The sequence below is a fragment of the Comamonas nitrativorans genome (assembly GCF_042654765.1).
GTDB classification, from domain to species: Bacteria; Pseudomonadota; Gammaproteobacteria; order Burkholderiales; family Burkholderiaceae_C; genus Comamonas; species Comamonas nitrativorans.
On the sequence record NZ_JBHSEW010000019.1, the window covers coordinates 15,530 to 37,775 of the forward strand.

The 22,246-nt window shown below is 65.9% G+C and carries 14 protein-coding genes; 8 read left to right on the plus strand and 6 right to left on the minus strand.

Features of this window, described 5'->3' with window-relative positions:
• The first annotated feature begins 1 nt into the window (after position 1).
• Both ACFO3A_RS15080 and ACFO3A_RS15085 read left to right on the plus strand, forming a co-directional pair.
• Positions 2-3,127, plus strand: a complete 3,126-nt coding sequence (locus ACFO3A_RS15080) for a multidrug efflux RND transporter permease subunit (RefSeq protein WP_377728079.1) — start codon at positions 2-4, stop codon at positions 3,125-3,127.
• Between the two features lie 8 nt (positions 3,128-3,135).
• On the plus strand, positions 3,136-4,596 hold the full coding sequence (locus tag ACFO3A_RS15085) for an efflux transporter outer membrane subunit (RefSeq protein WP_377728081.1): 1,461 nt from the start codon (positions 3,136-3,138) through the stop codon (positions 4,594-4,596).
• A gap of 112 nt (positions 4,597-4,708) precedes the next feature.
• Here ACFO3A_RS15085 and ACFO3A_RS15090 read toward each other — a convergent pair whose 3' ends face one another.
• From ACFO3A_RS15090 to ACFO3A_RS15100, 3 genes are all read right to left on the minus strand, one after another.
• A complete protein-coding gene (locus ACFO3A_RS15090) occupies positions 4,709-6,541 on the minus strand; it encodes a methyl-accepting chemotaxis protein (protein WP_377728083.1) in 1,833 nt (610 codons plus the stop codon).
• 88 nt (positions 6,542-6,629) lie between these two features.
• Positions 6,630-8,459 (minus strand): methyl-accepting chemotaxis protein, encoded by a 1,830-nt coding sequence (locus ACFO3A_RS15095; protein ID WP_377728085.1) that lies wholly within the window; start codon positions 8,457-8,459, stop codon positions 6,630-6,632.
• A 291-nt stretch (positions 8,460-8,750) separates the two neighbouring features.
• The gene (locus tag ACFO3A_RS15100) at positions 8,751-10,571 is read right to left on the minus strand and encodes a methyl-accepting chemotaxis protein (RefSeq protein ID WP_377728087.1); all 1,821 of its coding nucleotides are present in this window, start codon (positions 10,569-10,571) and stop codon (positions 8,751-8,753) included.
• Positions 10,572-10,752: 181 nt separating this feature from the next.
• On the opposite strand from ACFO3A_RS15100, the gene ACFO3A_RS15105 reads away from it, so the two are divergent.
• Entirely contained in the window at positions 10,753-11,859 is a 1,107-nt protein-coding gene (locus ACFO3A_RS15105; RefSeq protein WP_377728089.1) for a 3-deoxy-7-phosphoheptulonate synthase, read from the plus strand.
• 129 nt (positions 11,860-11,988) lie between these two features.
• Here the strand turns inward: ACFO3A_RS15105 and ACFO3A_RS15110 are convergent, their stop codons facing one another.
• Positions 11,989-13,557 (minus strand): methyl-accepting chemotaxis protein, encoded by a 1,569-nt coding sequence (locus tag ACFO3A_RS15110; protein ID WP_377728091.1) that lies wholly within the window; start codon positions 13,555-13,557, stop codon positions 11,989-11,991.
• Between the two features lie 139 nt (positions 13,558-13,696).
• On the opposite strand from ACFO3A_RS15110, the gene ACFO3A_RS15115 reads away from it, so the two are divergent.
• Positions 13,697-14,383 (plus strand): S24 family peptidase, encoded by a 687-nt coding sequence (locus ACFO3A_RS15115; RefSeq protein ID WP_377728093.1) that lies wholly within the window; start codon positions 13,697-13,699, stop codon positions 14,381-14,383.
• 142 nt (positions 14,384-14,525) lie between these two features.
• Here ACFO3A_RS15115 and ACFO3A_RS15120 read toward each other — a convergent pair whose 3' ends face one another.
• On the minus strand, positions 14,526-15,329 hold the full coding sequence (locus ACFO3A_RS15120; protein WP_377728095.1) for a YecA/YgfB family protein: 804 nt from the start codon (positions 15,327-15,329) through the stop codon (positions 14,526-14,528).
• Between the two features lie 228 nt (positions 15,330-15,557).
• On the opposite strand from ACFO3A_RS15120, the gene ACFO3A_RS15125 reads away from it, so the two are divergent.
• From ACFO3A_RS15125 to ACFO3A_RS15140, 4 genes are all read left to right on the plus strand, one after another.
• The gene (locus ACFO3A_RS15125; protein ID WP_377728097.1) at positions 15,558-17,312 is read left to right on the plus strand and encodes an FMN-binding glutamate synthase family protein; all 1,755 of its coding nucleotides are present in this window, start codon (positions 15,558-15,560) and stop codon (positions 17,310-17,312) included.
• A gap of 10 nt (positions 17,313-17,322) precedes the next feature.
• Positions 17,323-18,129 carry a BUD32 family EKC/KEOPS complex subunit gene (locus ACFO3A_RS15130; protein WP_377728099.1) on the plus strand — a complete coding sequence of 269 codons (807 nt, stop codon included), beginning with the start codon at positions 17,323-17,325 and terminating at the stop codon, positions 18,127-18,129.
• 114 nt (positions 18,130-18,243) lie between these two features.
• The gene (locus ACFO3A_RS15135; RefSeq protein WP_377728101.1) at positions 18,244-19,863 is read left to right on the plus strand and encodes a methyl-accepting chemotaxis protein; all 1,620 of its coding nucleotides are present in this window, start codon (positions 18,244-18,246) and stop codon (positions 19,861-19,863) included.
• A gap of 197 nt (positions 19,864-20,060) precedes the next feature.
• On the plus strand, positions 20,061-21,674 hold the full coding sequence (locus tag ACFO3A_RS15140) for a methyl-accepting chemotaxis protein (protein WP_377728103.1): 1,614 nt from the start codon (positions 20,061-20,063) through the stop codon (positions 21,672-21,674).
• Between the two features lie 276 nt (positions 21,675-21,950).
• Here ACFO3A_RS15140 and ACFO3A_RS15145 read toward each other — a convergent pair.
• Positions 21,951-22,246: transposase (locus ACFO3A_RS15145; protein WP_377728105.1), on the minus strand; the 296-nt coding region annotated here is incomplete at its 5' end.

Genomic DNA, 22,246 nt, shown 5'->3' on the forward strand with positions numbered 1-22,246 from the left:
CATGTCCCGCTTCTTTATCCACCGCCCCAATCTGGCCTGGGTGGTGGCGATTTTCATCACCCTGGCCGGGCTGCTGGCGCTGCCGTCGCTGCCCGTGGCGCAGTATCCCGAGGTTGCGCCGCCGCAGATTTCCATCATGGCCAGCTATCCCGGCGCGTCCGCCGAGGTGGTGATGGAGTCGGTCACCAGCGTGATCGAGGAGGAACTGAACGGCACCCGGGGCTTGCTGTATTTCGACTCGTCCAGCGGCGCCACCGGGCAAGCCGAGATCACCGCCACCTTTGCGCCGGGCACCGACCCCGCGCTGGCCCAGGTGGAGGTGCAAAACCGCATCAAAAAGGCCGAGCCGCGCCTGCCCGCGCCGGTGTTGCAGATGGGCTTGCAGGTGGAGCAGGCCAGCGCCAACTTTCTGCTGATCTATTCGCTGACCTACAAGGATGCGGCCAGCGGCAAGAGCACGGTGGCCCTGGCCGACTACGCGGTGCGCAACATCAACAACGAAATCCGCCGCGTGCCCGGCGTGGGCAAGGTGCAGTTCTTCAGCGCCGACGCGGCCATGCGGGTGTGGGTGGACCCGCAAAAGCTGCTGGGCTACGGGCTGGCGATCACCGACGTGAACGCGGCCATCGCTGCGCAGAACATGCAGGTGCCCGCTGGCAGCTTCGGCGGCCAGCCGGGTGCGCCGGGGCAGGAGCTGACGGCCACCATCGCCGTCAAGGGCACGATGAATACGCCCGAGGAGTTCGGCCAGATCGTGCTGCGTGCCGATGCCAATGGCGCAGCGGTGCGGCTGGCGGACGTGGCGCGGCTGGAGCTGGGCCAGCTGGACTACAGCTTTTCCTCCCGTGAAAACGGCCTGCAGGGCGTGGCTGCTGCCGTGCAGCTGGCCCCCGGCGCAAATGCGCTGAAAACCGCCGAGGCCGTGAAGGCCCGGCTGGCCGAGCTGGCGCAGAACCTGCCGGACGACATGGCGTATTCCGTGCCCTACGACACCTCGCGCTTTGTCGAGGTCGCCATCGGCAAGGTCATCCAAACGCTGGCCGAGGCCGTGGTGCTGGTGTTCTTGGTGATGTGGCTGTTCCTGCAGAACCTGCGCTACACGCTGATTCCCACCATCGTCGTGCCCGTGTGCCTGGCGGGCACGCTGGCGGTGATGTATGCGCTGGGCTTTTCGGTGAACATGATGACTATGTTCGGCATGGTGCTGGCCATCGGCATCCTGGTGGACGACGCCATCGTGGTGGTGGAGAACGTCGAGCGCCTGATGGCTGAGGAGGGGCTGAGTCCGTTCGACGCCACGGTCAAGGCCATGCAGCAGGTGTCGGGCGCCATCGTCGGCATCACGCTGGTGCTGGTGGCGGTGTTTTTGCCGCTGGCCTTCATGAGCGGCTCGGTGGGGGTGATCTACCGGCAGTTCTCGCTGTCGCTGGCGGTGTCCATCCTGTTTTCGGGCTTTCTGGCGCTGACCTTCACGCCCGCGCTGTGCGCCACGCTGCTCAAGCCCATCCCGCAGGGCCATCACGACGAGAAAAAGGGCTTCTTCGGCTGGTTCAACCGCCGCTTTGCCGCGCTGACCGAACGCTTTGCGGGCCTGAACCAGCGGCTGGTGCGGCGCACCGGGCGCTACATGCTGATCTATGCGGCCATCGTCGGCCTGCTGGGCGCGGTCTATACGCGCATGCCCGAGTCCTTTGTGCCTTACGAGGACATGGGCTACTACATCGTCGGCGTGCAGCTGCCGCCCGGCGCGACCGAGGCGCGTACCGTCGTCATGGTGCGCGAGATGGAGGACTACGCCCTGGCTCGCCCCGCTACCGACAAGGTGGAGTTCCTGATGGGCTACAGCTTCGCGGGCATGGGGCAGAACGCGGCGCTGGCCTTCGTCACGCTCAAGGACTGGTCGGTGCGCTCGCCCGCGCAGGCTTCGTGGTTCGAGGTGCAGGCGTTCAACCAGCGCTTTGCCAGCATCCGCGACGGCACGGTGATGGCGCTGGACCCGCCGCCCATCGACGGCCTGGGCAATTCCGGCGGCTTTGCCCTGCGCCTGCAAGACCGCGCCAACCTGGGCCGCGCGGCGCTGGTGGCGGCGCGGGACGAACTGCTGCAAAAAGCCAATGCCTCGCCCGTCATCGCCTACGCCATGGTGGAAAACCTGGAGGATGCGCCGCAATTGCGCCTGGACATCGACCGCCGCAAGGCCCAGGCCCAGGGCGTGGATTTCAGCGCCGTCAGCGCCGTGCTGGGCACGGCCTACGGCTCGGCCATCATCAACGAGTACCCCAACGCAGGCCGCCTGCAGCGCGTGGTGGTGCAGGCCGATACGCCTGCGCGGGCGCTGCCGCAGGACATTCTCCAGCTCTACGTGCCCAATGCCCGTGGCGAGCAGGTGCCGCTGGCCAGCTTTGCCACGGTGGACTGGGAGACGGGGCCGGTACAGATCTCGCGCTACAACGGCTTTGCGGCCTTCCGCATCTCGGGCGACGCCAACCCCGGCTACACCACCGGCCAGGCGATGGCCGAGCTGGAGCGCATCGCTGCCGAATTGCCGCCGGGCATCGGCTACGAGTGGACGGGCCTGTCCTACCAGGAGCGGGCCGCAGGTGCGCAGGCGCCCAAGCTGTTTGCGCTGGCCATCGTCGTGGTCTTTCTGCTGCTGGTGGCGCTGTACGAGAGCTGGAGCATTCCCGCCGCCGTGATGCTGATCGTGCCCATCGGCGCACTCGGCGCTGTGCTGGCGACCTGGGGCGTGGGGCTGTCCAACGACGTGTATTTCAAGGTCGGCCTGATCACCATCATCGGCCTGGCAGCCAAGAACGCCATCCTGATCGTGGAGTTCGCCAAGGAGCTGCACGAGCAGGGCCACACGCTGGCGGACGCCGCCTGCCAGGCTGCGCGGCTGCGCTTTCGGCCCATCGTCATGACCTCGCTGGCCTTCATCCTGGGCGTGGTGCCGCTGGCGCTGGCCTCGGGCGCGGGGGCATCCAGCCAGGTGGCCATCGGCATCGGCGTGATCGGCGGCATGTTGTCGGCCACGCTGCTGGGCGTGGTGTTCGTGCCCATCTTCTTCGTCTGGGTGCTGTCGCTGCTCCGGCGCAAGGCCCCTGCTCCGACCCTCTGCGCAGAGTGAACAACAGAATGACTGCAAGACTCACCACCCGCACGACCCGCCTTACCGCTTGGGCGGCCACCCTGTTGTTGGCGGGCTGCTCGCTGGCGCCCGTCCACCAGCGGCCGGACGCACCCATCCCCACCCAATGGCCCGGCCAGGGGGCGGCGGCACAGCCGTCGTCCGCCGCCATGCTGGGCTGGCAGGCCTTCATTGCCGACGCCAAGCTGCGCCAGCTGGTGGAACTGGCGCTGGCCCACAACCGCGACCTGCGCCAGACCCTGCTCGACGTCGATGCGGCCCGCGCCATGTACCGCGTGCAGCGTGCCGACCGGCTGCCCGGCGTGGACGTGCAAGCAAATGGCACCCGCCAGCGCGTGCCGGGCGACCTGAACGGCACGGGCCAGCCCGCCACGCAAAGCAGCTACCGGGTGGGCGTTGGCCTGGCCGCATTCGAGCTGGACCTGTTCGGCCGCGTGCGCAGCTTGTCCGAATCCGCGCTGAACGAATACCTGGCGACCGAGGAGGCAGCCAGGAGCGCCCGCATCAGCCTGACGGGCGAGGTCGTGCAGGCCTATCTGGCCCGTGACGGTGCGCAGCGCCAGCACCGGCTGGCCGAGCGCACGCTGCACAGCCGCGAAGCCGTGCTGCGCCTGACGGCGGCCCGCCGCGCGGCAGGCACGGCCAGTGCGCTCGACCACCAGGACGCCCTGGGCCTGGCCCGGCAGGCCCGGGCCGAGCTGGAGCGCACCGAGCGGGCCTTCCGCCAGGCCGACAACGCCCTGCTGCTGCTTTCGGGCGTGACCGATCTGTCGCCCTATCTGCCCGGGCAGCCGGGGGCGGCGTCTGTGCTGGTGCAGGACATCGCCCCCGGTGCGCCAGCGGCGCTGCTGGCCCACCGCCCCGACATCCAGGCGGCCGAGTACCGGCTGCGTGCCCGCCACGCGGACATCGGCGCGGCGCGGGCCGCGTTCTTTCCGCGCATTGCGCTCACCGGCTTCCTGGGATCGTCGAGTGCGGAGCTGTCGGAGCTGTTCCGCTCCGGCCAGCGGGCGTGGTCGTTTGCGCCCCAGATATCGCTGCCCATCTTCGACGGTGGCCGCAACCAGGCCCAGCTCGACCTGGCGACGGTGCGCCGCGACATGGCGGTGGCCGCTTACGAGCGGGCCATCCAGACCGCGTTCCGCGAAGTGGCCGATGCCCTGGCGGCCACCGACACGCTGCGCCGCGAGGAGGCCGCGCACCGGGCGCTGGCCGAAAGCAGCCGGGAAACCCTGCGGCTGGCCGAGGCCCGCTACCGGGCGGGCGTGGACGATCAGCTGCGCTACCTGGAGGCCCAGCGCAACGCCTTCGCCAGCGAAAGTGCCTGGATCGACGTGGCAACCCGGCGCCAGATCGCCCTGGCCGGGCTGTTTCGCGTTCTGGGCGGCGGCTGGCATGAGCGCGTGGATGGCATCAGCGGAGGGAAACAAGGCGGGGAAAGGTCATGAAAAAATAGCTTGTTCCGCTGATATTCAATGGTTTTTTGATGATTTTCAATTCAAAAACAAGTATCAATCAGCGAAAGAAGCTATTTTTTATAGAGCATCGCTTCTTTGGTGATCAGGCACGCGGCAGGGCAGCGTATTGACCGACCTGCTCGGGCAGTTTGAAGCCTGCCACCACTTCGGCCAGCGCATGGGCCTGCTGTTGCAGCGACTGGGCCGCTGCCGTCGCTTCTTCCACCAAGGCGGCGTTCTGCTGTGTGGCCTGGTCCATGTGGCTTACGGCAGTGCCGACTTCGGCAATGCCGGTGCTTTGTTCCTGGCTGGCGTTGCTGATTTCGGCCACGATGGTGTTCACCTGCCGGATGCTGTCCACCACCTGGGCCATGGTGGCGCCGGCGTCCTGTACCTGACGGCTGCCGCTGGCCACCTGCGTTACGGAATCTTCGATCAGCCCCTTGATTTCCTTGGCCGCCTCGGCACTGCGCCCGGCCAGGGTGCGCACCTCGGAGGCGACCACGGCAAAGCCCCGGCCCTGTTCGCCCGCGCGGGCGGCCTCGACGGCGGCGTTCAGCGCCAGGATGTTGGTCTGGAAGGCAATGCCGTCGATGACGCTGATGATGGCCTCGATCTTGCGGGACGATGCCTCGATGCCGCCCATGGTCTGCACCACCTGACCGACCACGTTGCCACCCTGCACGGCGATATCGGAGGCGTCGTGCGCCAGGGTACGTGCCTGCTGGGCATTGGCGGCGTTCTGCTGCACGGTGGCGGTGAGTTCTTCCATCGCCGCCGCGGTTTCTTCCAGGCTGCTGGCCTGCTGCTCGGTGCGCGACGATAAATCCTGGTTGCCCAGGGCAATCTCGGTGGTGGCCACGCGCACGTTTTCTGCGGCGGCGCGGATTTGCAGCAGCACGGCGGCAATCTTGTCGGCGAACTGGTTGAAGGCCAGGGCGATCTGCGCCAGCTCGTCGGTGCCGCTGGCATCCATGCGGCGGGTCAGATCGCCCTCGCCGCTGGCAATGTCGGCCAGGGCGTCGCGCACCAGCGGCAGGCGGCGCAGCAGGCGCGTGACGAGGACGGCCATCAGCACCATCGCCGCTGCAAGGCTCAACAGGGTGATGCCTCCGGCAGTCATGCCCAGCTCGCTCAAATCCTTCAGCGCAGTGGCCTTGTGGACGGCGATGGACAGCAGCCACGGCGTGCCTGGCACCGGGGCGGCGAAGAACAGGTAGGCATCCTTGTCCACGGTCTGCTCGATGTGCCCGGTACCGCTGCTGGCCAGGGCGGTGAGCTGCGCCAGGGTCAGCGACGGTGCCAGGGCGGACAGCGGCTGCTGCGCCAGCTCCTTGCGCGGATGGGCCAGGATGGTGCCGGTACCGGTGTCCAGCAGAAAGGCGAAGCTGCCCGTCCCGGCGTGGATGGTCTTGACCTTGTCCACGATGGTGTTGAGCAGCACGTCCGCCCCGGCGACGCCGATGGTCTGGCCGTTTTCGATGATCGGCTCCACCAGCGTCAGCGTCAGGTCGCCGCTGGCGGCGTCCACGTAGATCGGTGTTAGCGCGGGCTTGCCCGCCGCCACGGCCTGCTGGTACCAGGGGCGCTGCGTGCCGTCATAGTCCGGCGGGTTGGGCGAGGTGAAGAAGTTGCGCTTGTCGGCCATGACGGCGTAGGCATCGTCCAGCCCGGCCGCCACGATCATGTGCAGAAAGGGCACGGGGTCGTCTGCATGGACGATGGTCTTGATGGCGCCGGTCATCTGCTGCTTGTCCTGCACCCATTGCTGCACCTCGGTCGCGTATTGGCGTGACTGGCTGGAAATGCGGTCGTCCAGCTCCTGCAACAGGTTGCCGCGCACCACCAGAAATGCCGCGCCAGCCAGCAGCAGCATGGACAGGGCGGTCACGCCGACGCTGGCCGCCAGCATCCGGAAGCGTAAAGAATGGAACATGAAGCTTTCCTTGTCGAGGGTGGATGTGGGATACCGACCGGCGTGGCGGCGAACCGCAACGCGCCGAAAACAGCGCTTCTGGCGTGCTTCAGTTCCGGGGCAAGGCGGCGTATTGGCCCGCCTGTTCCGGTAGCTTGAAACCCGCCACCACTTCGGCCAGCGCATGGGCCTGTTGTTGCAGCGATTGCGCGGCCGCCGTGGCCTGTTCGACCAGCGCGGCGTTCTGCTGTGTGGCCTGGTCCATGTGGGCGATGGCGGTGCCGACTTCGGCAATGCCGGTGCTTTGCTCCTGGCTGGCGGTGGTGATCTCGGCCACGATGGTGTTCACTTGGCGGATGCCATCGACCACCTGGGTCATGGTCGAGCCGGCATCCTGCACCTGGCGGTTGCCGCTGCTGACCTGGGCGACCGATTCGTCGATCAGGCCCTTGATCTCTTTCGCGGCGGTGGCGCTGCGCTGCGCCAGGGTGCGCACCTCGGAGGCCACCACGGCAAAGCCGCGGCCCTGTTCCCCGGCGCGGGCGGCTTCGACGGCGGCATTCAGCGCCAGGATGTTGGTCTGGAAGGCAATGCCGTCGATCACGCCGATGATGTCGCTCATCTTGCGCGAGGAGGTTTCGATGCCGCTCATGGTCTGCACCACCTGCCCCACGGCCTCGCCGCCGTGGCTGGCGATGTCGGAGGCGCTGCGGGCCAGCTCGTTGGCCTGACGCGCGTTGGCGGCGTTCTGCTGCACGGTGGCCGTGAGTTGCTCCATCGCCGCAGCGGTTTCCTCCAGGCTGCTGGCCTGCTGCTCGGTGCGCGAGGACAAGTCCTGGTTGCCCATGGCGATTTCGGTACTGGCCACGCGCACGTTGTCGGCGGCGGCGCGGATTTGCAGCAGCACCCCGGCAATCTTGTCGGCAAACTGGTTGAAGGCGCGGGCAATCTGCGCCAGCTCGTCGGTGCCGCTGGCATCCATGCGGCGGGTCAGATCGCCCTCGCCGCTGGCGATGTCGGCCAGGGCGTCGCGCACCTGGGGCAGGCGGCGCAGCAGGCGGCTGACGCCGATGGGCAGCAGCACGGCTGCGGCTACGGTGCAGACCAGGGTGATGAGCGCTTCGAGTTGCAGCAGTTCGCGCAGGGACGCCTGGGCATCGGCCTTGTCCACGGCAATGCCCAGCGTCCAGGGAGCGCCCTCGACGCGGGCGGCGTAAACGAGCTGCGTGGCGCCGTTCACATCCACTTCGGTGCGGCCCCCGGATTGGGCCAGTCCGGCCATGAGCGATGCCGTCAGCGCCGGGGCGATGGCGGTGGCGGGTTTCAGCACCAGCTCGGCATTGGCGTAGGCCAGGATGTTGCCGGCGTCGTCCAGCAGGAAGGCAAAGCTCTTGTCCGTGGCACGGATGCCATTGACCTTGCGGGTCACGCTGTCCAGGTGCATGTCGGTGCCGACGATGGCGGTGAGACGGCCGGCCTCGGTCACGGGTTCGGCGAAGGTGATCGTCAGCTTGCCGGTGGTGGCATCCACGTAAGGGGCGGTCACCACCGCCTTGCCTGCGGCAGCGGTTTCCTTGTACCAGGGGCGTTCGGTGCCGACGTAGCTGTCGGGCATGGGGTGCGGGAAGACGTGCGGGCCGTGGGCGTAGACGAAGTAGGCATCGTCAAAATCCCCGGCCTGCTTGGCCGCCAGCAGGAAGGGCACGGGTTCGTCCTTGCCCACGGCCTGCTGGATGGAGCTGGTGATGCGCTGCTTTTCGCGCACCCATTCGGTCAGTTCGGCGGCGTGCAGATGGGTGAGCTGGCCGATGCGCTGGTCGAGCGATTGCTCTGCGTTGCTGCGCACGGAAAGAAAGGTTGCCAGCGCCAGGGCCAGCAGGGACACAGTGGTGATGGCGACGCAAATGCCGATCAGGCGGGCACGCAGGCTATGGAACATGACAATGGCTCCGAATGTTGCTATAGATAAAACTAAAATGTACCCAAAGATTTTTGCGCCACGCACGAGAATCGGGCTTTATCAGTGAAACCGACAATACCGACCGTACGGCTTCACCGACACCGGCGCTGGTCGGAGCCAGCCGCGACGCACCTCCACTATGTCGCAATGGCGACATAGTGTCATCAGGGGGGTATACCAGGGATGCGCTGCGGCGCGGGATGCGGGATAGGGGCTGCCGTCCCGCAGCCCCCCCGGTTGCGCAGAGGCAGGCGGTGCGTGCAGGGCGGGTTAGCGCAGCTGGAGCTGGGAGGGCGGCGGCAGCTTGAAGCCTGCCACCACTTCGGCCAGTGCATGGGCCTGCTGCTGCAGCGACTGGGCGGCGGCCGTGGCTTCTTCCACCAAGGCGGCGTTTTGCTGGGTGGCCTGGTCCATGTGCGTCACGGCGGTGCCGACCTCGGCAATGCCGGTGCTTTGCTCCAGGCTGGCGTTGCTGATCTCGGCCACGATGGTGTTCACCTGCCGGATGCTGTCCACCACCTGGGCCATGGTGGCGCCGGCATCCTGCACCTGGCGGCTGCCGCTGCTGACCTGGGCGACGGATTCGTCGATCAGCCCCTTGATCTCTTTCGCGGCAGTGGCGCTGCGTTGCGCCAGGGTGCGCACCTCGGAGGCCACCACGGCAAAGCCGCGCCCCTGCTCGCCCGCACGGGCGGCTTCGACGGCAGCGTTCAGCGCCAGGATGTTGGTCTGGAAGGCGATGCCGTCGATGACGCCGATGATGTCGCTCATCTTGCGGGACGATGCCTCGATGCCGCCCATGGTCTGCACCACCTGACCGACCACGTTGCCGCCATGCACGGCGATATCGGAGGCGTCGTGCGCCAGGGTACGTGCCTGCTGGGCATTGCCGGCGTTCTGCTGCACGGTGGCCGTGAGTTCTTCCATCGCCGCCGCGGTTTCTTCCAGGCTGCTGGCCTGCTGCTCGGTGCGCGAGGACAAATCCTGGTTGCCCAGGGCAATCTCGGTGGTGGCCACGCGCACGTTTTCTGCGGCAGCGCGGATTTGCAACAGCACGGCGGCGATCTTGTCGGCAAACTGGTTGAAGGCCAGGGCAATCTGCGCCAGCTCGTCCTTGCCGGTGGCATCCATGCGGCGGGTCAGATCGCCCTCGCCGCTGGCAATGTCGGCCAGGGCATCGCGTACCTGGGGCAGGCGGGCAAGCAGGCGGTGCATGGCAAATGTCAGCAAGACCGCCGCTGCCGCCGCGCACAGTACGGCGATGACGATGGCAATTTTGATTAGCTGGCGGATGGGGGCGGTGGCCTGCGCCTTGTCCATGGCAACGGCCAGCATCCACGGGGTGCCCGTGACCGGTGCGACGTAGAGCAGTTGTTCGGCGCCGTCGATCACGGTGTCGGCGCGGGCGCCGCTGCGGGCCAGGTCGGCCAGAAATGCGGGGGTCAGGGCGCTGGCCAGGGCGGTGGCCGGCTGGAGTACCAGCTCCGGGCGGGCGTGGGTCAGGATGCGGCCCTGGTCATCGAGCAGCATGGCGAAGCTCTGGCTTTGCGGGCGGATGGTCTTGATTTCTTCCGTGACGGAGTCCAGGAACAAATCCGCGCCGATCACGGCCCGCACCTGCCCCGCAGGGCCGACCGGGTGGGCCAGCGTGACGGTCAGGCGTCCGGTGCCGACGTCGGCATACGCCGGGGTGATGACGGCTTGCCCGGCCTGGGCGGCCTGGCGAAACCAGGGGCGCTGGGTGCCGTCGTAGTCCGGCGGCAAAGCCATGTCGGTGGACAGGTGGCGCTTGTCGCTGAAGGAGAAAAAAACCGTATCGAACCCGCCGGAGCGTTTGGCCTGTTCCAGGAACGGGGCCAGGTGTTCCTCATGCTCCAGCGGCTCCAGGGCGGCAACGCTGCGCTGCTTGTCATGCACCCAGCGGGCTAGGTCCTTGGCGCTGGTGCGGGTGAGCAGACTGGTTTGCGTGTCGAGCGAGGACAGGGTGTTGGCCTGGATGAAAAACACGGTCACCAGTGCCAGGGCGACCAGAGAGAGCACCGTGATGGCAACGCCAATGGCCATCAGACGTGCGCGAAGACTTAGCAGCATGAATAAGCGCCTAAAAAAGAAAGGAGGCGCATCCTAACAAAGGGTTAACCCTATGTAAAACCAGAAAATCTATGCTGTCCCTGTTTGTTATAGCGAAAAAATTTTCGGGCCGTGGCAATCCGGGGATGCCCTGAGCAGGCCCTACCATTGCAGCGTTGCTGAATGTGTTGAAAAGGATCGTATGCCCGCTTCTGTTTTGCCCCGTGCTGCCCTGGCCAGTACGCTGGACACCACCCGTATCGACGACACGCGCATCAAGGCCGTGCGTCCCCTGATCACCCCGGCCATCCTGCAGGAATGGCTGCCGGCCACCGCGCAAGCCCTGGAGCTGGTGGAAAGCAGCCGCGCGGCCATTGCCCGTGTGCTGCACGGGCAGGACGACCGGCTGGTCGTCGTCGTCGGCCCCTGCTCCATCCACGACCATGAACAGGCCATGGACTACGCCCGCCAGATCCAGGTGCAGGCCCGGGCGCTGAAGGACGACCTGCTCATCGTCATGCGCGTCTACTTCGAAAAACCGCGCACCACCGTGGGCTGGAAGGGCTACATCAACGACCCGCACCGCGACGGCAGCTTTGCCATGAACGAGGGGCTGGAGATGGCGCGGCGCCTGCTGCTGGACGTGCTGGCGCTGGGCCTGCCGGTGGGCACGGAGTTCCTCGACCTGCTCTCGCCGCAGTTCATCAGCGATCTGGTGAGCTGGGGCGCCATCGGCGCCCGCACGACCGAAAGCCAGAGCCACCGTCAGCTGGCCAGCGGCCTGTCCTGTCCGGTCGGCTTCAAGAACGGCACCGACGGCGGCCTGAAGGTGGCCGTGGATGCCATCCTGGCCGCGCAGGCGCCGCACGCTTTCATGGGCATGACCAAGATGGGGCAAAGCGCCATCTTCGAGACGCGCGGCAACCGGGACTGCCACGTCATCCTGCGCGGCGGCAAGGCGCCCAACTACAGCGCCGCCGACGTGCAGGCGTCGTGCGAGCTGCTGGAAAAATCCGGCCTGCGCCCGCAGGTGATGATCGACCTGTCGCACGCCAACAGCAGCAAGCAGCACCGCCGCCAGATCGACGTGGCCGCCGACGTGGCCGCGCAGATCGCCGGGGGCGATACGCGCATCACCGGCGTGATGATCGAAAGCCACCTGTGCGAAGGCCGCCAGGACATCGTGGACGGGCAGGAACTGGCCTACGGCGTGTCGCTGACCGATGCCTGCATCAGCCTGGAGCAGACCGTTCCCGTGCTGGAACAACTGGCCGCCGCCGTGCGCCAGCGGCGTCAGAAAGCGCAATAAAAAGAGCTGTTTCCGATAATAAATATTGGATTTCAGATAAGAAACTATCTGAAATCCAGTTAATAACAGCGGTAGTAGCTCTTTTTTTAATAAATTTCCTCCGCCACACCCGCGAAGGTGGGTGTCCAGCTAACCGTGGAACACGCGCACCGCCTGCGCCAGCAGGTCTGCCTTGCTGCGCAGTTGCTCGGCGGCAGCGGTGGACTGTTCGGCCAGAGTGGCGTTCTGCTGGATCATCCGGTCGATACGCGCCACAGCGCTGCCCACCTGCTGGATGCCGCTGGCCTGTTCGGCGGTGGCGGTGCTGATTTCACCGATCAGACGCTCGACACGGGTGACCTGCGTGACGATGCCGCTCATGGCCTCGCCGCCGCGCCGGGCCAGCGTGCTGCCCGCTTGCACTTTGGCCATGTTGTCGGCGATCAGCGCCTTGATCTCGGCGGCGGATGCGGCGCTGTGCTGTGCCAGCTTGCGCACTTCGGCCGCGACTACGGCAAAACCGCGCCCGTGTTCGCCGGCGCGGGCCGCTTCCACGGCGGCGTTCAATGCCAGGAGGTTGGTTTGAAAGGCCAGCGAGTCGATCACGCCCGTGATGTCGCCAATGCGGTGGCTGGCCGTGGCGATGTCCTGCATGGTGGCGGTGACCTGTTGCGTCACTTCGCTGCCTTGGCGTGCGGCGGCCGTGGCCTCGGCCGCAATGCTGCTGGCCTGGCGTGCCGCCTCGGCGCTGTGGCCCGTGGCGGCGGTCATCTGCTCTGCGGCGGCGGCCGTTTGCTGTAGTTCGCTCGTGGCCTGTTCGGTGCGCAGGCTCAGTTCGTGGTTGCCCTGGGCGATTTCGGCGCTGGCGCTGCGCACGCCGTCGATCTGGCCGCTCACGTCGGCGACCAGCGAGCGCAGGTTCAATCCGGCCTGGTTGATGCTGCGCATCAGCATGCCGATGTCGTCGATGCGGGGCAGGTTCACCGCGTGCGGCATCTGGCCGGTGGCCACGTTTTGCGCCTGGTGCAGCAGGTGCCGCAGCGGCTGGATGATTTGTCTGTGCAGCCACAGCGATGCAAGCGCGTAGACCGTCAGCACGCCGCCCGTGAACAGCGCGAACGGGGCGGAAAGGCTGTGGCTGCCATGCAGGCCCAGGCTCCAGGCGCCGACGAGGGTGGCTGCCGTCATGCAGGCCCCGGCCAGATGCAGGCGCCAGGACAGCGGCAAGGTCTGCGCCAGCGAGGCCCAGGCCATCAGCCCGGTACGCACGATCAGTCCCTGGCGAAAGCGCCGGCGGCCTGCACGGCCCAGGCGGAAGCGGGCATACAGCTTTTCGGTGGCGGCCACTTCCGCCCGCGTGGGCTGGGTGCGTACGGACATATAGCCGGCAAGCCGGCCGTCGCGCACCACGGGCGTGACATTGGCACGCACCCAGTAGTAATCGCCATTGGCGCGGCGGTTCTTGATCAGTGCCGTCCATGACTTGCCCTTGCGGAGGGTGGCCCACAGGTCGGCAAAGGCCTGGCGCGGCATGTCCGGGTGGCGCACCAGGTTGTGCGGCTGGCCCAGGATGGCCTGGGGCGTGAAGCCGCTCACTTCGATGAAAGCGGCGTTCGCGTAGGTAACGTGGCTGCTGGGGGCGGTGACGGACAGCAGTGTGACCTGGGGGGCGAACAGGTATTCGCGCCCCGCAGCAGGCGGGCTGGAAGGTGATGTCATTGATTGCTACTGCATCCAAATGCTGGTGGGGCTTTGAACCATTTTTCGGGATGGCTGGTGTAGTAATGGTATCAAATGGAATTATTTTGAACAAATAATTAGTAGCAATTGATAAAAACCTGCGTGATAACTTGCTCCGATGGACGAAAGTCAGATTCAGGAGTTACGCCGTGCCCGCCTGGCCGATGCCATCCAGAAGATGTGCAACGGCAACGTGACTGCCTTCGGGCGGCTGCTGGGTTACAGCGGTGGTGCGTATGTGCGCCAGATGCTTCTGGGCAACCGCGCGGTGTCGGAAAAAACGGTGCGCCACATCGAGGGGCTGCGCGGGATGCACGGTTGGTTCTCGCTGACGGCCATGCACGATGACATGGCACGCGGTTTTGACTTCGGCGCGGGGCCGGATATCTATCAGTTCTTCCCCGTGGAGCTGCGCCTGCGCCCCGACGCGGCGGGCTATACGGTCTGGCCCGATGAAACCGATGAGGATGTGCCGCTGTCCCTGCACAAACATTGGCTGGCGCGGCGCGGCTATGTGCCCACCAGCCTGCTGGCGTTGCGGCTCAGGAGCGGGGGGATGGAGCCGTCGCTGAACATCGGCGACATCTTCGTGATCAACACCGCCGAGGTGGAGTTGCGCGACGGCCAGGTGTTCGTCGTCAATTTCTACGGCGAGCTGCTGGTGCGCCGCGCCCAGCGCGATGACGGCGGCTGGTGGCTGGCAGCCGATAACCTGGACCAGGTGCGCTGGCCGCGCAAGGCGTTTGGCGGGCCGCAGTGCGTGCCCATAGGGCGCCTGGTTTTCAAGCAGAGCGAGAGTATCTGACGGCGAATAGCCGCCAGAGATGTTAAATACATGTTTTGATAGCTTCTCCTGCTTTCATACCAATGATTTCAGAGTGAAATGAATCTGAAATCCAGTAAATGCAAGCGGTAGAAGCTATCTTTATTGTCTTTTCAGCCGGAAATCACGCCCCGCAGCACTTCTTGAACTTCTTGCCGCTGCCGCACGGGCAGGGGTCGTTGCGGCCCGGCTGGGCGCCCTTGACGATGGTTTCCTGCTGCGGCCCCAGGCTGCGCCAGGCCTGGCGCAGGTCGTACACGGCCCAGATGGCTTCGCCAAAAGCGTCGATGCGTTGCTGGCTGGTGGAGGCGGGGCCGTCCTCGTCGTACAGGTTGTGCGCGGGCTTGGCCGTATCGTCCTCGGTCAGCGCAACGATCAGTTCCATGGCGGCGTCGATCATCTGCGCCGCTTCCTTGTCACGCGGCAGCGCCCAGTCGTCGGCCCAGTTCTCCACGGCAAACATGAAGCCCAGCGCCCAGACCTGGGCCAGCGAGGGAATCGGCTCGTCGCCGATCTCGGCCTGCTCCTCGGCGCTCATGGTCAGCACCGCGCCCTTGGTATCGAGTACCTCGGGGGAGAAGGCGTCGGCCTCTTCCAGGCTGTGCGTCGGGCGGTCGAGCTGGCGCAGGATTTCATCCAGCCGCGCCTGGGCCAGCGTGACGAAACGCTCCTGCTGTGCGGCGTCGGCAAACACCTCCAGCAGCGGCAGTGCGCCGTGCCCCAGCGGCGTGCCGTCGCCCAGCAGCATGGGCAGCCATTCCTGGATGGCGATCGGGCGGCGCGTGCAGGCCACGGCGGTCAGGAAGCCGTCGCAGAACTCCCATTGCGGCACTTCTTCCTCGCGTTCGCGCAGGGCGGCGAGCAGGTCGTCGAGTTCTTGCAGGGTGGTTTCGTCCAGGGCGGGGGCGGGCGGATTAACGGTGGTCATGAGTGAAATTTCAAACGGTATGCACGGAGTGCATCCAGATTTTTGCAGCAAAGGGATTTGTCGGCAGGCCGGGGTGGGGTAAGTCTGGCGTAAGGGCACAATGCCCGCTTTCGGCAGGTCAGGTGTCGCCAAAAGCACAGCCCCGACCCGTTGCCATGGGCCGCACAGGCCATGCCAGCCGGGCAGTGTAGCCCGCGCCGTTTGTCTTTCGCCTTGGAGCTTTTTTTTATGTCCGCATCTTCCGGCCGTTTTACCGGCCTGTTCCCGATTCGCTATACGGTCATGGTGCTGTGCGTGGTCGGCACCATCGTCGGCCTGGGGGCCGCTGTGGCGTGGGGCTACTGGTGGTGGCTGCTGCCCGTGGTGCTGGGGGGGCTGGCGGTCATCGGCCTGCTGGATTTGCGCCAGACGCGCCATGCGGTGCTGCGCAACTATCCGGTGATCGGGCACATGCGCTTCATGCTGGAATACATCCGCCCGGAAATCCGCCAGTATTTCATCGAGGGCGACCATGAGAACCTGCCGTTTTCGCGGGCGCAGCGCTCGCTGGTCTACCAGCGCAGCAAGGGAGTGTCCGACAGCCGCCCGTTCGGCACGCTGCTGGACGTGAGCGCCCCCGGCTACGAGTGGGTGAACCATTCCATGCTGCCGACCAAGCTGGCCTCGCAGGACTTTCGCGTCTGGATCGGCGGCACGCCCGGCCAGCCGCTGCCCGGGGCCGAAGTCTGCACCCAGCCCTACCATGCCAGCGTGTTCAACATCTCGGCCATGAGCTTCGGCGCCCTGTCGGCCAATGCCGTGCTGGCGCTGAACCTGGGCGCCCGCACCGGCGGCTTTGCGCACGACACGGGCGAAGGCTCGATCAGCAAATACCACCGCGAGCATGGCGGCGACCTGATCTGGCAGATCGCCTCGGGCTACTTCGGCTGCCGCAATCCCGATGGCACCTTCAGCGACGAAAAGTTCGTCGAAAACGCCCGCGACCCGCAGGTCAAGATGATCGAGCTGAAGCTCAGCCAGGGCGCCAAGCCCGGCCACGGCGGCATGTTGCTCGGCGCCAAGGTGACGCCGGAAATCGCCGCCGCACGCGGCATTCCGGTGGGCAAGGACTGCATCAGCCCGCCGTCGCACAGTGCGTTTTCCACACCGCTGGAGCTGATGCACTTCATCGGCCGGCTGCGCCGCCTGTCCGGCGGCAAGCCCGTGGGCATCAAACTGTGCATCGGCCACCCCTGGGAATGGTTCGCCATGGTCAAGGCCATGCTGGAGACGGACATCACGCCGGACTTCATCGTCGTCGACGGTGCCGAGGGCGGCACGGGCGCGGCGCCGGTGGAATTTACCGACCACGTCGGCGTGCCGCTGCAGGAGGGGCTGATCCTGGTGCATAACACCCTGGTCGGCGTCAAGCTGCGCGAGCGCATCAAGATCGGCGCCGCCGCCAAGGTCATCACCGCCTTCGACATCGCCCGCATGATGGCCCTGGGGGCCGACTGGTGCAATGCCGGGCGCGGCTTCATGCTGGCGCTGGGCTGCATCCAGGCGCAGACCTGCCACACCGGCTTCTGCCCCACGGGCGTGACGACGCAGGACTCGCTGCGCCAGCAGGCCCTGGTCGTGCCCGACAAGGCGGCCCGCGTGGCCAACTTCCACCGCAACACCATGCACGCGCTGATGGAGCTGGTGCAAGCGGCGGGCCTGCACCAGCCGGGCGAAATCACTGCCCACCACATCGTGCGGCGCATCAACGATGCGGAAGTGCACCTGCTTTCTCAACTTATCATGCAGGTGCGCCCCGGGGCGCTGCTGGGGTCGCTGCACCGCCAGCACCGGGTATTTCGTCTGTTCTGGCCGCTGGCCAAGGCGGACAGCTTCCAGATAGCGCCGCCGCCCTTGGTGCCTTCGGCACCGAAAACCTCACTGGCTGCCCAGGCAGCCCAGCGAGCGAAAACGGAAGGAGCGGCGCTGTCCGATTCTGAATAAAGGACAGTGTGTGCCAACTGCGGCAACGCCCGATTACGCGGCATTCTTAGCAAGTCATCTCGCCAGCCAGGCCGATCTGGTGCAGCGCCACCAGTGGCAGGGCGAAAGCCTGTGGCTCAAACGCGCCGGGCAGCCGCACCCGGCCTGGCGCTACCGCGTGCTGGCCGTCGTCGCCCGGCTCGTGCGCGTACCGGCCTTGCAGCCCGTGCCCAATCCCGGGGGCACGCAGGCCATTGCCACCGAAGTGCGGCGCCTGCAAACCCTGGCTGACCGGAGCCTGCGCGTGCCGCAGGTGCTGGCCGCCGTTCCACAGGGGTTCCTGATGCGCGACCTGGGCCAGGCGGGCCAACCCGTGCAAAGCCTGGGCCATGCGCTGGAGCGGGCGGGGACGGGGGCTGCCACCCTGGCCCTGTGGCAGCAGGGGCTGGCGGCGCTGCGGCAAGTGCATGACCGGGGCCAGTGCCTGAGCCAGGCGTTTGCCCGCAACATGGTGTTGTGCCCGGATGGGGGCATTGGCTTCATCGACTTCGAGGACGACCCCGCCGCCCACCTGCCCCTGCCCCAGTGCCAGCTGCGGGATGCGCTGTGCTACATCCACTCCACCGCCTGGATCGTGGCCCGCGCTGGCGTGTTGCCAGCGGCCCAGACCCATTGGCAATCCTGGCAGGCAGGAATGCACCCCGAGGCCCGGGAAGCCCTGGCCCTGGCCCGGCAGCGGCTGCGTGGTCTGCGCTGGCTGCCTGTGACCCGGCGCCTGGGGCGGGATACCCAGCGGCTGCGCCAGGCCTGGACGTTGCTGACTGGTGCCAATAGTTGATTTGCTCTATTGGATATTAAGTTGCGATAGATGTAACTCCGTGTAAAATTACACGTTTAGGTGGCTATACGCACGGTGCGCTGTGGCCGGTGTGCATTCTGTTGCTGGGCGTGTATGACTTCTGTTTGGAATAGCTTGCGGATTACCCACCGCTTCATTTTTGTCTTGGCTGCATTCGTCCTGTCCATCGTGGCAGTCGCAGGGATTGGCATCTGGGGTTTGAATTCAGCAAAAAGCAACATCAAGGCATTGCATGACGAGGCCCTCAACCGTGCCATGCTGGCGGGAGAGTCGATCGAGCAAACGCTGAACAACCGTTTGCAAGTGTTGCTGGCGTTTCAGCATGACCCCAGTGGAGAATTGGCCAGCATTCACGATCACCCGGTGGAAGCGCACCTGGACGCGATTGCCGCCAACCAGGCCAAAGCCAACGAGATTCATAAAAAAATCGAGGAAGGCTTGACCGACCCCAAGGAGCAGGCTTTGCTCAAAGCCGTCCTCGACGCCCGTGCTGCCTGGCGGCCAGAGCTGGCCAAGGCCATAGAAGCCGTTCGCAACAATGACTACAGCCCAACCACGATGGCCGCTTTCCTGGCTGCGGGCCGCAACCAGGGGGAAGCGGTGTACCAGACCACGGCAGCCTTGCGTGCCTACCAGCTTGAGGTGGGCGATGCGGCCTACAGGGCGGCGGACGAGCGCTACCAGCTGGCCCTGTGGGTGTTCGTGGGGGCGGGGTTGCTGCTGGTGGTGCCTTCGGTACTGCTGGCGCTGTGGCTGCTGTCGCGCCTCTCCCAGGGTTTCATGACCGCCAGCACCGCGCTCAAGCATATGGCCCAAAGCGATCTGTCGCACACCGTGCGCCATGACGGTACGGATGAAATCGGCTGCATGTTGCTGCATATGGAGACCATGCGGGGCAACCTCTCCCACATCGTGGGGCAGGTCAAAGTCGGCACCAGCGCCATCGCCGGGGCTTCGTCGGAAGTGGCCGCAGGCACGCTGGATTTGTCCTCGCGCACCGAGCAGCAGGCCAGTGCGCTGGAGGAAACCGCCTCGGCCACGGAAGAACTGGCCAGCACCGTCCAGCAGAATGCCGACAACGCCGTACAGGCCAACCAGCTTGCGAGCGAGGCCCGGCGCGTGGCGCAAAGCGGCGGCGACATCGTCACGCAAATGGTGCAGACCATGGCGGAGATCGACCAGTCGGCCAAGAAAATTGTCGACATCATCAGCGTGATCGACGGCATTGCCTTCCAGACCAACATCCTGGCGCTGAACGCTGCGGTGGAAGCCGCCCGCGCCGGCGAGCAAGGCCGGGGCTTTGCGGTGGTGGCCGGCGAAGTGCGTAGCCTGGCCCAGCGCAGTGCCGGGGCGGCACGCGAGGTGCAGACCTTGATCAACGATGCCGTGGCCAAGGCCGGTGCGGGCAATGCCCAGGCGGCACAGGCCGGCACGGCCATGCAGGAGATCATTGGCGGCATCCAGTCGGTTGCGCACATCGTCGACGAGATTGCCCTGGCCAGCCGCGAGCAGGCTTCCGGTCTGGCGCAGATCAACCAGGCCGTCAGCCACCTGGACGGCGTGACCCAGCAAAATGCCGCCCTGGTCGAGCAATCTTCGGCAGCGGCCAGCGCCTTGCAGCAGCAGGCCGGCAATCTGGCGGCGATGGCCGATACTTTCCGCCTGGCAGGGCAGGCGGCCACGCAGGGTCGCCATGTGCCGGCTTTGCGTTGAGCGCCGCCCCGAAGCGGGGCAATAAGAAGGCTGCCACCCCTTGTCGAAAAGGCGTGGCAGCTGTTTTTTTCCAGGTGCTGACTTGCGTTGAAGCAAAGCTTTCAACTCAAGTATTTTTCCGACTTGTCATCAGACAGCGTAAGCTCCCCGACCTACCGGTTGTTACAAAAACCGTTGGTCTTGCTAGAGGGCGGCTTATGAAAAATTTTTGGAACCATTTGCGTATCACCCACCGTTTCATGGTGGTGCTGGGGGCTTTTGTGCTGTGTGTCCTGGTCATGGCCGGGATCGGCCTGTCGGGCCTGGCCCTGGCGCGGGACGGGATGCAGAACCTCTACCAGGGCGCGATGGTGCGTTCGCAAATGTCCGAGCAGATCGTCGCGCTGCAAGCCGACACCCGTATGCAGGTGCTTCTGGCCTTCCAGCATGATCCTGAAGGCAGTCTGTTTGCCGCGCATGACCATGACCTGCGCGAGCATCTGGACGCGATTGCCAACAACCAGGCCAGTGCCGGCGAAATCCACAAAAGCCTGGTGGCAGACACCCAGGACCCCGAGGAGCTGGCGCTGCTCGACGGCGCCGCACAGGCCCGCGCGGCCTGGCGGCCCAAAGTGCAGAGCGCGGTGGAGGCCCTGGAAAACGGCAACTTCAGCGCCCAGGTCATGAATGATTTCCTGATCGCGGCCCGCAATGAAGGCGCCAATGTCGTCATGGCGATGGAGATGCTGCGCACCCATCAGCTGATGCAGGCACATGCGTATTACAGCCAGTCCGAAGAACGCTACCAGTGGGCGCTGTGGGTGTTCGGTGGCGCGGCTTTGTTGCTGCTGCTGCCTTCCCTGTTGCTGGCACTGGCGTTGCTGCAACGTTTGAAAAAGGGTTTTCAAACGGCAGGCCGGGCGCTGGAACATATTGCGGACAGCGACCTGTCGCGCACCGTGTCCCATGATGGCACCGATGAAATCGGTTCGATGCTGCTGCATATGGAGCGGATGCGTACCCGTCTGGCCCAGACGGTAGGCCGGGTGAAAGCCGGTACGGTGGCGATTGCCGGAGCCTCTGCGCAAGTGGCCGCCGGGGCGCAGGATTTGTCCGGCCGCACGGAGCAGCAGGCCAGCGCTCTGGAGCAGACGGCTTCGGCGACGGAAGAACTGTCCAGCACGGTGCAGCACAACGCCGACAACGCCGTCCAGGCCAGCCAATTGGCCGGAGAGGCCCGCCGTGCCGTGCAGGCCGGCGGGGACATCGTGGGGGAAATGGTGCAGACCATGGCTGCCATCGACCAGTCGGCCCACAAAATCGTGGACATCATCGGCGTGATCGACGGCATTGCCTTCCAGACCAACATCCTGGCGCTGAACGCTGCCGTGGAAGCCGCCCGTGCGGGCGAACAGGGCCGGGGCTTTGCGGTGGTGGCCGGCGAGGTGCGTTCCCTGGCCCAGCGCAGTGCCGAAGCGGCCCGCGAAGTGCAGCGGCTGATTACGGATGCCGTCTCGAAGGCCGAAACCGGCAACCAGCAGGCAGCCCAGGCCGGAACGGCCATGCAGAACATTCTGGGCGGCATCCAGCGTGTGACCAGCATCGTCGATGAAATCGCCACCGCCAGCCGCGAACAAGCTTCCGGCCTGGCGCAGATCAATCAGGCCGTGGGGCATCTGGACGGGGTGACCCAGCAAAACGCTGCGCTGGTGGAAGAAACCTCGGCGGCGTCCAGCGCCTTGCAGCAGCAGGCCAGCAGCCTGGCGGCCCTGGCCGATACCTTCCGCCTGGCCGAGCAGTCAGCAGCAGGCGCTCCTTTGGCGCTGGCTTAGAACCTGTTCACGATCTTTTCCTGGTGCCCGCAAGGCAGCCAGCAGCCGCAATCCAGGCGCGTGCCGCAGGCCAGGCTGGTGGCCTGGTCAAGGTGCGCAACGACGAGTGCGGCTGCTGGCTGCCTTGCCCCAAGGGTTGCCCCGCCAAGACAGCATCTGCGGCGTTGCAAATCCTCGCCGCCCCACCAGGGCGTCTGCGGTTTGCGCCTTGCATCTGCCGCCTTGGCGGGGCAACGGGCACCAGGAAAAGATCGTGAACAGGTTCTTAGAACGTGTTTACGATCTCCTGAGTAGCAGTGCCAGAAATGCCAAGTGGACGAACTGCAAGCTGGTATTGAGCCAGCGCTCGCAGTTCTTCCATAACCTGCGGTTCTTCTCCAGCCACGCAAAGCTGCGCTCCACGACCCAGCGCTTTGGCATGACCTTGAAGCTGTGCAACTCGCTTCGCTTGGCAATCTCCACCGTCACATAATCGCCCAGGATGTCCTTGACGCCTTGCGCAAAGGGCACGCCTGTGTAACCGCTGTCCGTCAGCACGCTTTGCACCCGCCCCAGCGAGTGTTTGCAGCGCT